The organism is Pseudomonas sp. NFPP24 (genome assembly GCF_900112095.1).
In the GTDB taxonomy this organism is placed as follows: domain Bacteria; phylum Pseudomonadota; class Gammaproteobacteria; order Pseudomonadales; family Pseudomonadaceae; genus Aquipseudomonas; species Aquipseudomonas extremorientalis.
The window spans coordinates 77,900-92,490 of the sequence record NZ_FOKD01000010.1; the positions used below are offsets into that span (position 1 = coordinate 77,900).

Consider the following 14,591-nt stretch of genomic DNA (forward strand, 5'->3'; position numbering starts at 1 on the left):
GCCAGCCACAGGGAGTTGTATGCGCAAGGATTACCTGGCGTTCTTTGTTTCGCTGTTCCTCTCGCGGTTGGCGGACCAGATCCTGCTATTCATCGTGCCCCTGATCGTATTCCAGACCACGCAGAGTGTAGCCTGGGCCGGGCTGGCGTTCTTCGTCGAGTCGCTACCGCGTTACCTGGCGTTCCCGGTGTGTGGCGCCTTGTGCGATAAATTCGCGCCAGTGCGCCTGCTGCAGATCAGCCAGGTTTACCGGGCGCTGGCGTGTGTGCTCGCGGTGGTCTTGCATGGGGTGTTCGATGGCCTCTACTGGATTGTCCTGCTCTCGGCGTTGTGCGGGGTGCTGACGACCCAGGGCATCATGGCGCGGGAAGTGCTGATGCCGCACATCTTCGCGCACTACAGCTACGCCAAGACCCTCTCCTACTCGCAGATCGCCGACCAGAGCGGGCTGGTGCTGGGGCCGCTGGTGGCGGCGCTGATGCTGGAAGTCTGGGCCTGGCATTGGGTGGTGCTGGGGGTGGCCGGATTGTTTGTACTGGCCGACCTGGCGATGCGCGCGTGGCAACGCTCCAGCACGGCGCACCTGGAAACCTTCGAACAGCATCAGGATATCTGGCTGCAACCGCTGAAGATTGCGTTCGGGCATATCCGCAGCCTGCCGGACTTGAAACGGATCATCACCCTGGCCGTGGGGGTGAACCTGATCATTGGCGTCACCCTGGCCACATCGGCGGCGATGGTCACCGGCCACTTTGCAGCAGACAAGGACGCCTATGCCCTGCTGCAGGCAGCGGGTGCACTGGTGACCATCGGCATTCTGTTTTATCTGGCCCGGGCCGGCCTGCCGTTGAAAGTGCTGGGTGGCTTGTCGTATTCGATGATCGGGGTGGGGGCGTTGATCATGGCCGCAAGCCCCGGCGTATGGCTGTATGCCGTGGGTTTCCTGCTGGTGACCGGCTTCGACAAGATGTTCAACGTCTACCTGCGCAGCACCCGCCAGCGGGTGATCCCCGCGCAGGACTTCGGCAAGACCGTGGGCGTGATCACCCTGCTCAACAACCTGCCGCAACCCTTGGCGGGACTGGCGGTGGCGTTGCTGGCGGCGCCGCTGGGGACGCAGGCGGTGATCCTGCTGCTGGCCGGGATCGCCGCATTGCTCGGTGTGGCCGTGGCCTCAGGCTGGCACGCCACTGTGAAAGCGGAACTCGATGTCGGGTGACTCGATCAGGTCCTGCTCGGTCGCCCTGACCCGCTCGATCACCTGGGCGATGTCCTTGGCGTCGCCGTACTGGTACGCCAGCTTCAGGTAACCTTGGAAGTGCCGCGCCTCGCTCTTCAGCAGCCCGAAATAGAACTTGCCGAGTTCTTCGTCCAAATGCGGCACCAGGGCTTCGAAACGCTCGCAACTGCGCGCTTCGATAAAAGCACCGACCACCAGGGTGTCCACCAGTTTCACCGGTTCATGGCTGCGCACCACTTTGCGCAAGCCCGAGGCGTAGCGCCCGGCATGCAGCTGGCGCAGCTCGATCTTGCGCTTTTTCATCAGGCGCATGACTTGCTCGTGATGCACCAGCTCCTCGCGGGCCAGGCGCGACATCATGTTGATCAGGTCGACATGGCTGTAGTACTTGGCGATCAGGCTCAGGGCGGTGCTGGCGGCTTTGAATTCGCAGTTCTTGTGGTCGATCAGCAGGGTTTCCTGATCGGCCAGCGCGGCCTGGACCCAGGCATCAGGGGTGCGGCAACCGAGGAATTCGTGGATTTCTGGCAGGTTCATCGGGCTCACGGGCAAAAGGATCACAAAAGGCCGGCGATTATACCGACCCCGCCGCAGACCACCAGCCACCGGCCTTGATGTGCATCAACATGACGTGCGCGCGCCAGCAACTATAGTTGTTCCAGGCCCCGCCCTTTTTATGGAGATCCCGATCATGCAAGCCATCCGCAGCATTCTGGTGGTCATCGAACCCGAACATTCGGAAAGCCTGGCCCTCAAGCGCGCCAAGCTGATCGCCGGGGTCACCGACGCACACCTGCACTTGCTGGTGTGCGACAAGAAGCATGAGCACTCGGCGCTGCTGGCGCTGCTCAAGGCGGGACTGCAGGAAGACGGCTACCACGTCAGCACCGAGCAGGCATGGAATACCAGCCTGCATGAAACCATTATCGACGTGCAGCAGGCCGAAGGCTGCGGGCTGGTGATCAAGCAGCATTTCCCGGACAGTCCACTGAAAAAAGCCCTGCTGACGCCGGCGGACTGGAAGCTGCTGCGCTATTGCCCGAGCGCGGTATTGCTGGTCAAGACGTCTACACCCTGGACCGGCGGAAAGATCCTGGCGGCGATCGACGTAGGCAATACCGATGGCGAACACCGTTCGCTGCACAATTCGATCATTGACCATGGCTTTGATATCGCCAACCTGGCCAAGGCGCAGTTGCATGTGATCAGCGCACATCCGTCACCGATGCTGTCGGCGGCGGACCCGACGTTCCAACTCAAGGAAACCATCGAGGCGCGGTATCGCGAGCAATGCAGGGCGTTCCAGGCTGAGTTCGATGTGGATGACAAGCACCTGCATATTGAAGAAGGCCCTGCCGATGTACTGATCCCCTACCTTGCCCACCAATTGCCGGCGGCGGTCACCATCATCGGCACCGTGGGGCGCACAGGTCTTTCCGGGGCGCTGATCGGTAACACCGCAGAGGTGGTGCTGGATGCCCTGGAGAGTGATGTGCTGGTGCTGAAACCTGACGAAGTGATGGACCGTCTGGTGGAGCAGGCCACCAAGGCCTGATGCCGACCTTTCAAACAATGAAGATAAAAAGTGGGAGGGGGCTTGCCCCCGATGAGGGTGTGTCAGTTGATAAATCCCGGGCTGACACACTGCCATCGGGGGCAAGCCCCCTCCCACGGGGTTATCCGTTGTCAGGTGGAAAACACATCGCGCAGGAGACCCGGCGCGATATAGCGCTGGTAATGCGCCTCGGACAGGATAAAGAACTCACGGTCAATCGCATCGCGCAGGTCCGGCAACGGCCAATCGCGAAATTCCGGTAATAGCACCATCCCATACGCCTCCAGGTTGGAAATCACCCGCGCGCCCCGGGCGATCAACTGGTAGGCCCAGCAGTACTCGGACTGGTGCGGCACGAAGCGGATCTTGCGCTGTTCCAGCTGGCCGCGCAGGGTCTTGGGGTCGAAGACCTCCAGTTTGCCGGCCATCACCTGCACCAACAGCTGCTCCAATCGCAGCCAGACCGCGCGTTTTTCTTCCTCGTTATAGCCATTCCACTGGATCACTTCGTGGTGGAAGCGCTTGCAGCCACGGCACACCAGATCGCCGTAAACCGTGGAGCACAGGCCGACGCAGGGGGTCTTGATGGTTTGGTTGGACATGGGTAACGACACGCAGATCAGCAAAACAATGCGCCATGTTAGCCCTTTGTCTAAGCGTGATCACCCAGCAAACTTGGTCAGGCAACTTACCTTTAGAAATTTTTTGCCGTAGAATCATCCGGCCTTGTAAGGCGCCAATAATCCGCTGGAAGCTGTTTTCAAAGCGTCACGAGCACAGTCGTTCCTTCAGAACGGTGTTGGCGCGGGCCCTGACTCGGTAGGTCAGAGCCCTCGCCAACCCTCATCAGCTCCGTTCTGCAGGCGTAAAACTTTGAAAGCAGCTTCTGTGAGGAATGCCGGCAGCGCTGGCTTTGCGGCCCAAAAAGCCCCCGAGCGCATGCGTGCCGTTCATTTCTGGATGAGCGTCCCGTGGGACCACTGATGAGGGTAATAACTGTGCTTGAAGCCTACCGCAAACATATCGAAGAGCGCGCAGCCCTGGGTATTGTTCCCCAGCCGCTTAACGCCGAACAAACCGCAGGCCTGGTCGAGCTGCTGAAAAATCCTCCGGCTGGCGAAGAAGAATTCCTCGTTGACCTGATCACCAACCGCATTCCACCAGGCGTTGACGAAGCTGCCTACGTCAAGGCCGGTTTCCTGTCTGCCCTGGCCAAGGGCGAAGCCACTTCCCCCCTGATCGACAAGAAACGCGCCGTTGAACTGCTTGGCACCATGCAAGGCGGCTACAACATCGTGACCCTGGTCGAGCTGCTGGACGACGCCACACTGGCTCCCGTCGCCGCCGCCCAACTCAAGCACACCCTGCTGATGTTCGATGCGTTCCACGACGTGGCCGAAAAAGCCAAGAACGGCAACGAACACGCCAAAGCCGTGATCCAGTCCTGGGCTGACGGCGAGTGGTTCCGCAACCGCCCTACCCTGGCCGACAAGATCAGCCTGCGCGTATTCAAGGTGACCGGCGAAACCAATACCGACGACCTGTCCCCTGCGCCGGATGCCTGGTCCCGTCCCGACATCCCACTGCACGCCCTGGCCATGCTGAAAATGGCCCGTGAAGGCATTGTGCCGGACGAGCAAGGCAAGACCGGCCCGATGAAGCAGATCGAAGAAATGCGCGGCCAGGGCTTCCCGATCGCCTACGTCGGTGACGTGGTCGGTACCGGTTCCTCGCGTAAATCCGCGACCAACTCCGTACTGTGGTTCTTCGGCGACGACGTTCCGTACGTGCCGAACAAGCGCGCTGGCGGCTTCTGCTTCGGCAGCAAGATCGCCCCGATCTTCTACAACACCATGGAAGATGCCGGCGCACTGCCCATCGAATTCGACGTTTCCAACATCAACATGGGCGACGTGATCGACCTGTACCCGCATGCTGGCAAGGTCTGCAAACACGGCACCGACGAAGTCATCACCACCTTCGAAATGAAGACTCCGGTGCTGTTGGACGAAGTCCGCGCCGGTGGCCGTATCCCGCTGATCATCGGTCGCGGCCTGACCGACAAGGCCCGTGCCGAGCTGGGCCTGGGCCCAACCGACCTGTTCAAGCTGCCTGAAGCGCCTGTCGACACCGGCAAAGGCTTCACCCTGGCGCAGAAAATGGTCGGCAAGGCGTGCGGCCTGCCAGAAGGCAAAGGCGTTCGTCCTGGCACCTACTGCGAGCCGAAGATGACCACCGTGGGTTCCCAGGACACCACCGGTCCGATGACCCGTGACGAACTGAAAGACCTGGCGTGCCTGGGCTTCTCGACCGACCTGGTAATGCAGTCGTTCTGCCACACCGCGGCCTATCCAAAGCCGATCGACGTGACCACCCACCACACCCTGCCTGACTTCATCATGACCCGTGGCGGTGTATCGCTGCGTCCAGGCGACGGCATCATCCACAGCTGGCTGAACCGCATGCTGCTGCCGGACACCGTGGGTACCGGTGGTGACTCCCACACCCGTTTCCCGATGGGCATTTCGTTCCCGGCCGGTTCCGGTCTGGTTGCGTTCGCCGCAGCCACTGGCGTGATGCCACTGGACATGCCGGAATCGATCCTGGTGCGCTTCAAAGGCAAGATGAAGCCTGGCATCACCCTGCGTGACCTGGTTCATGCCATTCCTTACTACGCGATCCAGTCGGGTCTGCTGACTGTAGAGAAGAAAGGCAAGAAGAACGCCTTCTCCGGCCGCATCCTGGAAATCGAAGGCCTGAACGACCTGACGCTGGAACAGGCTTTCGAGCTGTCCGACGCCTCGGCAGAACGTTCGGCTGCCGGTTGCACCATCAAGCTGTCGAAAGAGTCGATCACCGAATACCTGAACTCCAACATCACCCTGCTGCGCTGGATGATCGGTGAAGGCTACGGCGATGCACGCACCCTGGAACGTCGCGCCCAAGCGATGGAAGCCTGGGTCAAGAACCCTGAGCTGATGGAAGCCGATGCCGACGCGGAATACGCCGAAATCATCGAGATCGACCTGGCCGACATCAACGAGCCGATCCTCTGCGCACCGAACGACCCGGACGATGCCCGCCTGCTGTCGAGCGTTGCCGGCGAGAAGATCGACGAAGTGTTCATCGGTTCGTGCATGACCAACATCGGTCACTTCCGTGCGGCCGGCAAGCTGCTGGAGCAGGTCAAGGGTCAGCTGCCAACCCGTCTGTGGCTGTCGCCGCCGACCAAGATGGACGCTCACCAACTGACCGAAGAAGGCTACTACGGCATCTACGGCAAGGCTGGCGCGCGCATGGAAATGCCGGGCTGCTCGCTGTGCATGGGTAACCAGGCACGTGTTGAGCCGAATTCGACCGTGGTGTCGACGTCGACCCGTAACTTCCCGAACCGTCTGGGTGACGGCGCCAACGTCTACCTGGCTTCGGCCGAGCTGGCGGCAGTGGCGTCTACCCTGGGTCGCCTGCCGACCGTCGAAGAGTACATGGGCTACGCAGCGAAACTCGACACCATGGCCAGTGACGTCTACCGCTACCTGAACTTCGACCAGATCGCCGAGTTCCGCAAGATCGCAGCAAGCGCCAACATCCCGGTGATTCAAGCCTAAGGTGTTGATGTGAAAAAACGCCGCGTATCGTGAGGTACGCGGCGTTTTTTATGCCTGGAATGCAGTACAAATGTGGGAGGGGGCTTGCCCCCGATAGCAGTGGGTCAGCCAATAAATCCGGCACTGAGACACCGCGATCGGGGGCAAGCCCCCTCCCACATTTTTACCGCTTCAGGTTTAAGCGAAGAACGAATAGACCACCGCAGTAATCGCCACCAGGCCCACCGCCGTGACGAACACATTGGACGCCTGCCCACGGTACTTGGCCATGGCCGGCACCTTGCGAATGGCATACATCGGCATCAGGAACAGAATCGAAGCAATGATCGGACCGCCCAGCGCCTCGATCATGCCGAGGATGCTCGGGTTCAACGTCGCCACGATCCAGCACACCACCAGCATGAACGCCGCCGTCATGCGGTCCAGGCGCTTGGCCTGCGGACGACGACCCGTCTTCAGCACCAGGCCCTTGAGACCTTCACTGGCGCCGATGTAATGGCCCAGGAACGACTTGGCAATCGCCACGAACGCAATCAACGGCGCTGCGAACTCGATGGTCGGGTTATTGAAGTGGTTGGCCAGGTACGACAGGATCGACAGGTTCTGCGCCTTCGCTTCGGCCAGTTGCGCCGGCGACAGGGTCAGCACGCAGCTGAACACGAAGAACAGCACCATCACCACCATCAACAGGTGCGCGCGGGACAGGATCTGCGAGCTGCGCTCATCGGCGTGGGCGCCGTACTGGCGCTTCTGGTCCACCGCAAAGGCCGAGATGATCGGCGAATGGTTGAACGAGAACACCATCACCGGGATCGCCAGCCACAACGTGTTGAGCAGTGCGGACGGTGCGGGGATGACGCTGGCGGTGCTGAGGATGCCGCCGTTCCAGTGCGGAATCAGGTACACCGCCAGGAACAGCAACGCGACGATGAACGGATACACCATCAGGCTCATGGCCTTGACGATCACTTGCTCGCCGCAACGCACCACGGCCAGCAGGCCGAGGATCAGCACGAACGACAGGATCGCCCGGGGCGGTGGTGCAATGTGCAGTTGGTGTTCCATGAAGCTGCCGACCGTGTTGGTCAACGCCACGCTGTAGATCAGCAGGATCGGGAAGATGGCGAAGAAGTACAGCAAGGTGATCAGCGCGCCGGCCTTGATGCCGAAGTGTTCTTCCACCACGTCGGTGATGTCGGAACCTTCACGGCCGGACAGCACGAAGCGGGTCAGGCCACGGTGGGCGAAGAAGGTCATCGGGAACGCCAGCAGCGCCAGGATCACCAGGGGCCAGAAGCCGCCCAGGCCCGCGTTGATCGGCAAGAACAGCGTACCGGCGCCAATGGCGGTACCGAACAGGCCAAGCATCCAGGTGGTGTCCTGGCGGCTCCAGCTTGTGAGGGTTGCAGGTGTCGTTGCATAGCGTTCGTCGACGCTATTGGCCTGATCATTCATCCGGTCGGATCTCCGCATTTACACGGCCGGGACGAGTCAGAAAAACCTGACAGGCAGCGCCCCGACCATAGAAGGGGCCGGATTGTCCGGGATTCTTCTGAAGAAGCAAAGACTTAGCTGAGGAACGGTGGTGCGGTGCAAGCCCGCAGGGGCGGCTGTAGACGGCGGTTTTCGGGGCCTGTGGCTGAAGGCAGAATATACATTCCCGTACCAATCTATTTTAGAATCACGGCTGTTACTGTAGTTTTTACACAACGCCCGCCGCTTATCCAGAGAGCCCCGTCATGCCTCGCGTCTCCCGCAAACAAGCCGATCTCAACCGCGAAATCATCGTCGAGGCCGCCACGCACCTGTTTCGTGAGCGCGGACTGCACGGTATCAGCCTGTCAGACGTGATGGCTGCTGCCGGCCTGACCCACGGCGGGTTCTACGGGCACTTCGCCTCCAAGGAAGCCCTGGCCACCGAAGCCTGCCAACAGGCATTCGAGCACGCCAACCTGGGCTGGCAGGCCAAAATCGAGCACAGCGACGATCAACAGGCCGCGCGCCAGGCGGTGCTGGGGCCCTACCTGACCGCCACCCACCGCGACAACCCCGGCGACGGCTGCCCGGTCTCGGCTTTCGCCCCGGACATGTGCCATGAACCGGCCGATACCGCTTTGCAGCGCACGTTTATAGAAGGCGTTGAAAAGTCCCTGGAGATCTTCGCCCAACTCGAGGACGGTGACCGTCAAGCCATGCTGGCCCAGTACGCAATGATGGTGGGCGCAGTGACCCTGGCACGTGCGACACGGGGCAATAGCCTGTCGGACGAGTTCCTGAAGGCTGCAAGAAATGCCCTCCTGCCCGTTGACAGCCCTTCCCCCGTCCCGGCATGACCAGGCCATGAACTTTTTCCGGCTCGTCCCTCACCCGTACCACCACGACCGCTTCCGGCGGCGGGCAAGCGCAGTCGAGACCCGCTTCTGACCGCACAAATACCGCATACTCCTCCCCTCAAACCCTTCAGGAAGAGCCTTCCGATGACCGCCACTGTTCTGGTCCTGGTTGAAACCATCAACGAATACCTGCCCATCATCGAGGGCAATGACTTTCATGTGATCCTCGCGCCGACACCCGCCGAACGCGCCGAAGCCATCAAGGCCCACGGCAGCCAGATCAAGGCGGTGCTGACCCGTGGTCCGCTGGGCTTGTACGCCGAGGAAATCGCCGCCCTGCCCCTGCTGGAAATCATCTGCGTGATCGGCGCCGGCTACGAACACGTCGACCTGCAGGCCGCCAGCAATCGCGGGATCGTGGTCACCAACGGCGCCGGGGTGAATGCGCCGTCGGTGGCCGATCACGCCATGGCGTTGCTGCTGGCGCTGGTGCGCGGCATCCCGCAGACCGACGCCGCGGTGCGTCGCAACGAATGGCCCAAAGTGATGCGCCCGTCCCTGGGCGGCAAGCAATTGGGCATTCTCGGGTTGGGCGCCGTAGGTATGGAGATCGCCAAGCGTGCCGCCCTGGGGTTCGGCATGCAAGTGAGCTATCACAACCGCCAGCCCCGTGACGATGTGGACTACACCTACTGCGCCACCGCCGTTGAACTGGCGCGGACCTCGGACTTCCTGATCCTGGCCACGCCGGGCGGTGCCAGCACCCGCCACCTGATCGACCGCCACGCCCTGGATGCCCTGGGGCCGAATGGCTACCTGGTCAATATCGGCCGTGGCAGCGTGGTAGTCACCGCCGACCTGGTCGCCGCCCTGGAGCAGCGTCGCATCGGTGGCGCCGCGCTGGATGTGTTCGACGATGAGCCCAAGGTGCCCGACGCGCTCAAGAAACTCGGCAATACCGTGCTCACCTCCCACGTGGCCGGGCTGTCGCCGGAAGCGGCCCATGACACCGTGCAGCGCGTGGCCGACAACCTGGTGGAGTACTTTGCCGGCCGCCCGGTGCTCACTCCGGTCGCCCTGCCCCCGCCTACGAAATGACCGATCAGGCACGCTGATCATCCTCCAACACGCTAACCTATTAAGCCGCCCCGACCTTGTCGCTGGGCGGCTGTGCGCATTAGATTAGGAAATAGTCCGAGGCCTTTAGAATAAGCAGAAGGGATAAGCATGGCGCTGAACGACCAATCGACCCAGATTCGCCCAGGCGAAGAGCTTGATGCCAGCCTGATCGATCCCTACCTCAAGGCCCATATCCCGGGCCTGGACGGCACGCCCAGGATCAGCCAGTTTCCCGGTGGCGCGTCGAACCTGACCTACCTGTTGGAATACCCCGGCCAGGAATTCGTGCTGCGTCGCCCACCCTTTGGCCACAAGGCCAAGTCCGCCCATGACATGGGCCGCGAATACCGCATTCTCAACCAGCTCAAGGACGGTTTCCCCTATTGCCCCAAGGCCTATGTGCATTGCACTGACGAGTCGGTGATCGGTGCCGAGTTCTATGTGATGGAGCGCGTCAACGGCATCATCCTGCGCTCCGACCTGCCGCCCGAACTGGGCCTGGATGCGACCAGGACCGAGGCGTTGTGCAAAAGCTTCATCGACAAGTTCGTGGAACTGCACCAGGTGGACTACCACGCCTGCGGCCTGGCCGACCTGGGCAAGCCCGACGGCTACGTGGCGCGCCAGATCCGCGGCTGGAGCGACCGCTACGAAAAGGCCCTGACCCCCGACGCACCAAGCTGGGAAGCCGTACGCGCCTGGCTCGACGACAAGATGCCGGCCGATCACCCCACGTCCAGCATCGTGCACAACGACTACCGCTTCGATAACGTGATCCTCGACCCGCACAACCCGATGCAGATCATCGGCGTGCTGGACTGGGAACTCACCACCCTCGGCGACCCGCTGATGGACCTGGGCAACACCCTCGCCTACTGGATCGAAGCGGCGGACCCGGCGCCGGTGCAGTTGATGCGCCGCCAGCCGAGCAACGCCCCCGGCATGCTCACTCGCCGTGAGTTCGTCGACTATTACGCCGAACGCTCGGGCATCCAGATCGACAATTTCGACTTCTACTACACCTACGGCCTGTTCCGCCTGGCCGGCATCGTGCAGCAGATCTACTACCGTTTCTTCCATGGCCAGACCCAGGACAAACGCTTTGCGCAGTTCATTCACATGAACAAGCTGCTCGAGCAGATGAGCCTGAACGTCATCAGCAAATCGTCCCTTTAAGGAACCGCTATGTCCAAGACCCACCTGTTCGACCTCGATGGCAAGATCGCATTCGTTTCCGGCGCCAGCCGTGGCATCGGCGAGGCCATCGCCAAGTTGCTGGCCCAGCAAGGCGCCCACGTGATCGTCTCCAGCCGCAAGCTGGAAGGCTGCCAGCACGTCGCCGATGCGATCATCGCCGACGGCGGCAAGGCCACGGCCATCGCCTGCCATATCGGTGAAATGGAGCAGATCACCCAGGTGTTCGCCGGTATCCGCGAGCAGTTCGGCCGCCTGGATATCCTGGTCAACAATGCCGCGACCAACCCGCAATTCTGCAACGTGCTGGACACCGACCTCGGTGCGTTCCAGAAGACCGTGGACGTGAACATCCGCGGCTACTTCTTCATGTCCGTGGAAGCCGGCAAGCTGATGCGCGAGAACGGCGGCGGCAGCATCATCAACGTCGCCTCGATCAACGGGATCTCGCCGGGTGTGTTCCAGGGCATCTACTCGGTGACCAAGGCAGCCGTGATCAACATGACCAAGGTGTTCGCCAAGGAATGCGCGGCGTTCGGCATTCGCTGCAACGCCTTGCTGCCGGGCCTGACCGACACCAAGTTCGCCTCGGCGCTGGTGAAGAACGATTCCATCCTGAAAATGGCCCTGGCGCAGATCCCGCTCAAGCGTGTGGCCGACCCGAGCGAGATGGCCGGTGCGGTGCTGTTCCTGGCCAGTGACGCGTCAAGCTACACCACCGGCGTATCGCTGAATGTGGACGGCGGTTTCCTGTCCTGAGTACACCTGGGTTTCTACAGATCGATTTGCGCGTAACCTTGGCGCAGATCGAACTGTCCCAGGATGAAACATGGAACTCCACATCGTCATCAACGGGCGCAAGGACCTGGCTGCCCAGCTTTATCAGCAGTTGCGTGAAGCCATCGCCACCGGCCGACTCGCGGCGGGCGCGCAATTGCCACCCAGCCGCCTGCTGGCCGAGCAATTGGGCGTATCGCGCAAGACCGTGTCCGACACCTACGCCACGTTGACCTATGAAGGCCTGCTGGTGGGCAAGATTGGCCGTGGCACCTTCGTCAATGCGTGGGCGCCACAGACGAATCGCGTGCAAACCGCCACCGACCTGGCCTGCGCCGCCAACCTGGCGAAATGGCAGGCACTGCCCTCGCCCATGCGTCATCCCACCCGCGACAGCACCTTGCGCTACGAATTTATCGGCGGTGCGACCAGCCGCCACCAGTTCCCCCTGGATGAATGGCGCCGCTGCACCCAGGACGCGCTGCGGCGCATTGCCCAGAACAGTGGCTTCTACAGCCAACCCGAAGGTTTGCCGGCGCTGCGCAGCGCAATCGCCGGGCACATCGCGTTCTCCCGTGGCGTCAACTGCCGCGACACCGACATCGTGGTCACCAACGGCGCGCAACAGGCGCTGGACCTGATTGCCCGCGTGGTACTGGAACCGGGCAGCGTTGTGGCGATGGAAGACCCCGGCTACAGCCCCGCCCGCCAGATGTTCATGGCGGTGGGCGCCCAGGTCGCCAGCGTGCCGGTGGATGAACAGGGCATCCGGGTCGACCTGATTCCCGACGGCACACGGCTGATCTATGTGACGCCCTCCCACCAGTTCCCCCTGGGCATGCCCATGAGCCTGGCGCGTCGTGAAGCCTTGCTGGCGCGGGCGTTCGAGCTGGGCGCGATCGTTATCGAGGACGATTACGACAGCGAATTCCGCTATGAGGGGCGGCCCACCGACTCGCTGCAAAGCCTGGACACCCGTGGTGTGGTGACCTATGTGGGCACCTTCTCGAAAACCCTGCTGCCCGAGTTGCGCCTGGGCTACGCAGTGCTGCCGCCGGCGATCTACGGCGCGGTGCTCAAGGCCAAGCAATTGACCGACCAGCACAGCTCCACCCTGCCCCAGTGGGCGTTGGCCAAGTTCATCAGCGAGGGCTACCTGCTCAAGCACATCCGCCGCTGCCACACGATCTACGCCGGGCGCCGCGAGCGGATCCTGCAGCGCCTGGCGGGGGATCTGTCGCCGTGGTTCGAAGCGGTGCCGACCGTGGCCGGGTTCCACATGGCGGCGCTGTGCAAGGTGCCGGTGGACATGCCGCTGCTGATGGAGCTCGCGCGCCAGGCAGAAGTGGGCTTGTATCCCCTGGATGTGTTCTTCCACGATGCGCCGGTACGTCCAGGCCTGATCATCGGCTTCGGTGCCATCGAGGCCCTGGACATCGACCCGGCGCTGGATACGGTCCGCGATATTCTCCAGCAGATTGGCTAGCGGATTTTCCGCCGGATTGGTCATTGGTCACTCAGGCCCCGCGGCGTAGGGTGAAGAGGTCTCGAACTACTCGGAAACCTCATCATGAAACGACTGCTCGCCGCCTCCCTGATGCTCGCCTCGCTCAGCGCCTTTGCTCACGAACCGGTGTACAACCAGGAGTCGATCAAGGTCTTGCAGGAGCATGCGCTGGCCAATGTCCCGGGCAAGAAAACCCTCATGCTCACCGTCGATTACGCCCCCGGGCAGGCCACCGTGCCCCACAGCCACACCGGCACCGCCGTCGCCTATGTGCTGGAAGGCGCGATCACTTCACGGGTGAATGACGAGCCCACGAAAACCTACAAGGTCGGCGAGTCGTTCTACGAGCCAGCGGGTTCCCGCCACTTTGAATCGAGCAATGCCAGCCAGACCAAGCCGGCCAGGTTGCTGGTGGTGATGGTGCTGGATGACAAGGCCGAGGTGCTTACCCCCCTGCCCAAGTAACCCACCACGCCACAAATCAGGAAGGTGGGAGGGGGCTTGCCCCCGATAGCAGAGTGTCAGCCAATGAATCTGCTACTGATACGCCGCCATCGGGGGCAAGCCCCCTCCCACATTTTGATTTGTATCGGTCAGTGACTCAGGGGCGTTTGAACTGGCGGCGCAGGCCTTCGATCCGCTCGCGACAAGCACAGCCTTCCAGGTGATCATTGACCATGCCCATCGCCTGCATCAACGCATACATCGTGGTCGGCCCAACGAACGTCCAACCGCGCTTCTTCAAGGCCTTGGACAATCGCACCGAGGCCGGCGACGTGGGATTGCCCGTCCAGTAAGCCATGTCCACCACCGCCGGCCGTTCATCCTCATCGGGTTCGAACGCCCACAACCAGCGCGCCAGCGAACCGGTCTCATCCACCAGCTCACACGCCCGGCGCGCATTGTTGATCGTGGACACGATCTTGGCCCGATTGCGCACAATGCCCGGGTCCTGCATCAACCGCGCGATATCTGCTTCGCCGTACTGCGCCACTCTTCTGAAATCAAAGCCCTCGAACGCCACTCGAAACTGTTCGCGCTTGCGCAAAATGGTGATCCACGCCATGCCCGCCTGAAAGCCCTCCAGGCAGATCTTCTCGTACAGCTGAATGTCATCCGCCACCGGCACGCCCCATTCGTCGTCGTGGTAACGCGGGTATTCCGGCGCCGCCGTGCGCCAGGTGCAGTGGGTCTGCCCGGTTTCGTCAGTGGTCAGTCCTGGTGTGTCCATCCATCACCTCATGTGCCGAGCAGCGGA

General features: G+C 61.9%; 13 protein-coding genes. 9 read left to right on the forward strand and 4 right to left on the reverse strand.

Annotated features, from left to right (window positions below):
- Positions 1-19 precede the first annotated feature (19 nt).
- On the forward strand, positions 20-1,219 hold the full coding sequence (locus BM026_RS21270) for an MFS transporter (RefSeq protein WP_071487931.1): 1,200 nt from the start codon (positions 20-22) through the stop codon (positions 1,217-1,219).
- Here BM026_RS21270 and BM026_RS21275 read toward each other — a convergent pair.
- The gene (locus BM026_RS21275) at positions 1,175-1,777 is read right to left on the reverse strand and encodes a MiaE family protein (RefSeq protein WP_071487932.1); all 603 of its coding nucleotides are present in this window, start codon (positions 1,775-1,777) and stop codon (positions 1,175-1,177) included. The two genes, BM026_RS21270 and BM026_RS21275, sit on opposite strands and share 45 nt — an antisense overlap.
- A gap of 154 nt (positions 1,778-1,931) precedes the next feature.
- Between BM026_RS21275 and BM026_RS21280 the strand changes: the two genes are divergently transcribed.
- On the forward strand, positions 1,932-2,795 hold the full coding sequence (locus BM026_RS21280) for a universal stress protein (protein WP_093529970.1): 864 nt from the start codon (positions 1,932-1,934) through the stop codon (positions 2,793-2,795).
- Between the two features lie 131 nt (positions 2,796-2,926).
- On the opposite strand, the gene BM026_RS21285 is transcribed toward BM026_RS21280, so the two are convergent.
- Positions 2,927-3,397: a DUF1289 domain-containing protein gene (locus tag BM026_RS21285; RefSeq protein WP_092244140.1), complete on the reverse strand. Its 471-nt coding sequence runs from the start codon at positions 3,395-3,397 to the stop codon at positions 2,927-2,929.
- A gap of 396 nt (positions 3,398-3,793) precedes the next feature.
- Between BM026_RS21285 and acnB the strand changes: the two genes are divergently transcribed.
- On the forward strand, positions 3,794-6,403 hold the full coding sequence (gene acnB, locus BM026_RS21290; protein WP_092244144.1) for a bifunctional aconitate hydratase 2/2-methylisocitrate dehydratase: 2,610 nt from the start codon (positions 3,794-3,796) through the stop codon (positions 6,401-6,403).
- Between the two features lie 177 nt (positions 6,404-6,580).
- Here the strand turns inward: acnB and BM026_RS21295 are convergent, their stop codons facing one another.
- A complete protein-coding gene (locus tag BM026_RS21295; RefSeq protein WP_093121200.1) occupies positions 6,581-7,858 on the reverse strand; it encodes a serine/threonine transporter in 1,278 nt (425 codons plus the stop codon).
- 284 nt (positions 7,859-8,142) lie between these two features.
- Between BM026_RS21295 and BM026_RS21300 the strand changes: the two genes are divergently transcribed.
- The 6 genes from BM026_RS21300 (at position 8,143) to BM026_RS21325 (ending at position 13,798) form a co-directional block, all read left to right on the forward strand.
- Positions 8,143-8,736 carry a TetR/AcrR family transcriptional regulator gene (locus BM026_RS21300; RefSeq protein WP_093513374.1) on the forward strand — a complete coding sequence of 198 codons (594 nt, stop codon included), beginning with the start codon at positions 8,143-8,145 and terminating at the stop codon, positions 8,734-8,736.
- Between the two features lie 144 nt (positions 8,737-8,880).
- The gene (locus BM026_RS21305) at positions 8,881-9,834 is read left to right on the forward strand and encodes a 2-hydroxyacid dehydrogenase (RefSeq protein ID WP_092244153.1); all 954 of its coding nucleotides are present in this window, start codon (positions 8,881-8,883) and stop codon (positions 9,832-9,834) included.
- Between the two features lie 129 nt (positions 9,835-9,963).
- Positions 9,964-11,031 (forward strand): phosphotransferase family protein, encoded by a 1,068-nt coding sequence (locus BM026_RS21310; RefSeq protein ID WP_092244157.1) that lies wholly within the window; start codon positions 9,964-9,966, stop codon positions 11,029-11,031.
- A gap of 9 nt (positions 11,032-11,040) precedes the next feature.
- Positions 11,041-11,808, forward strand: a complete 768-nt coding sequence (locus BM026_RS21315; RefSeq protein ID WP_071487940.1) for an SDR family oxidoreductase — start codon at positions 11,041-11,043, stop codon at positions 11,806-11,808.
- Between the two features lie 70 nt (positions 11,809-11,878).
- Positions 11,879-13,312, forward strand: a complete 1,434-nt coding sequence (locus tag BM026_RS21320) for a MocR-like pyridoxine biosynthesis transcription factor PdxR (RefSeq protein WP_093529972.1) — start codon at positions 11,879-11,881, stop codon at positions 13,310-13,312.
- A gap of 84 nt (positions 13,313-13,396) precedes the next feature.
- On the forward strand, positions 13,397-13,798 hold the full coding sequence (locus BM026_RS21325) for a cupin domain-containing protein (RefSeq protein ID WP_093529974.1): 402 nt from the start codon (positions 13,397-13,399) through the stop codon (positions 13,796-13,798).
- Between the two features lie 136 nt (positions 13,799-13,934).
- On the opposite strand, the gene BM026_RS21330 is transcribed toward BM026_RS21325, so the two are convergent.
- A complete protein-coding gene (locus BM026_RS21330) occupies positions 13,935-14,564 on the reverse strand; it encodes a DNA-3-methyladenine glycosylase I (RefSeq protein WP_093529976.1) in 630 nt (209 codons plus the stop codon).
- Positions 14,565-14,591 lie beyond the last annotated feature (27 nt).

Excerpts from the sequence above, each read along its gene's own strand:
- BM026_RS21270 (WP_071487931.1), top strand. The coding sequence starts at position 20 with ATGCGCAAGGATTACCTGGCGTTCTTTGTTTCGCTGTTCCTCTCGCGG.
- BM026_RS21275 (WP_071487932.1), bottom strand. The coding sequence starts at position 1,777 with ATGAACCTGCCAGAAATCCACGAATTCCTCGGTTGCCGCACCCCTGAT.
- BM026_RS21280 (WP_093529970.1), top strand. The coding sequence starts at position 1,932 with ATGCAAGCCATCCGCAGCATTCTGGTGGTCATCGAACCCGAACATTCG.
- BM026_RS21285 (WP_092244140.1), bottom strand. The coding sequence starts at position 3,397 with ATGTCCAACCAAACCATCAAGACCCCCTGCGTCGGCCTGTGCTCCACG.
- BM026_RS21295 (WP_093121200.1), bottom strand. The coding sequence starts at position 7,858 with ATGAATGATCAGGCCAATAGCGTCGACGAACGCTATGCAACGACACCT.
- BM026_RS21300 (WP_093513374.1), top strand. The coding sequence starts at position 8,143 with ATGCCTCGCGTCTCCCGCAAACAAGCCGATCTCAACCGCGAAATCATC.
- BM026_RS21305 (WP_092244153.1), top strand. The coding sequence starts at position 8,881 with ATGACCGCCACTGTTCTGGTCCTGGTTGAAACCATCAACGAATACCTG.
- BM026_RS21310 (WP_092244157.1), top strand. The coding sequence starts at position 9,964 with ATGGCGCTGAACGACCAATCGACCCAGATTCGCCCAGGCGAAGAGCTT.
- BM026_RS21315 (WP_071487940.1), top strand. The coding sequence starts at position 11,041 with ATGTCCAAGACCCACCTGTTCGACCTCGATGGCAAGATCGCATTCGTT.
- BM026_RS21320 (WP_093529972.1), top strand. The coding sequence starts at position 11,879 with ATGGAACTCCACATCGTCATCAACGGGCGCAAGGACCTGGCTGCCCAG.
- BM026_RS21325 (WP_093529974.1), top strand. The coding sequence starts at position 13,397 with ATGAAACGACTGCTCGCCGCCTCCCTGATGCTCGCCTCGCTCAGCGCC.
- BM026_RS21330 (WP_093529976.1), bottom strand. The coding sequence starts at position 14,564 with ATGGACACACCAGGACTGACCACTGACGAAACCGGGCAGACCCACTGC.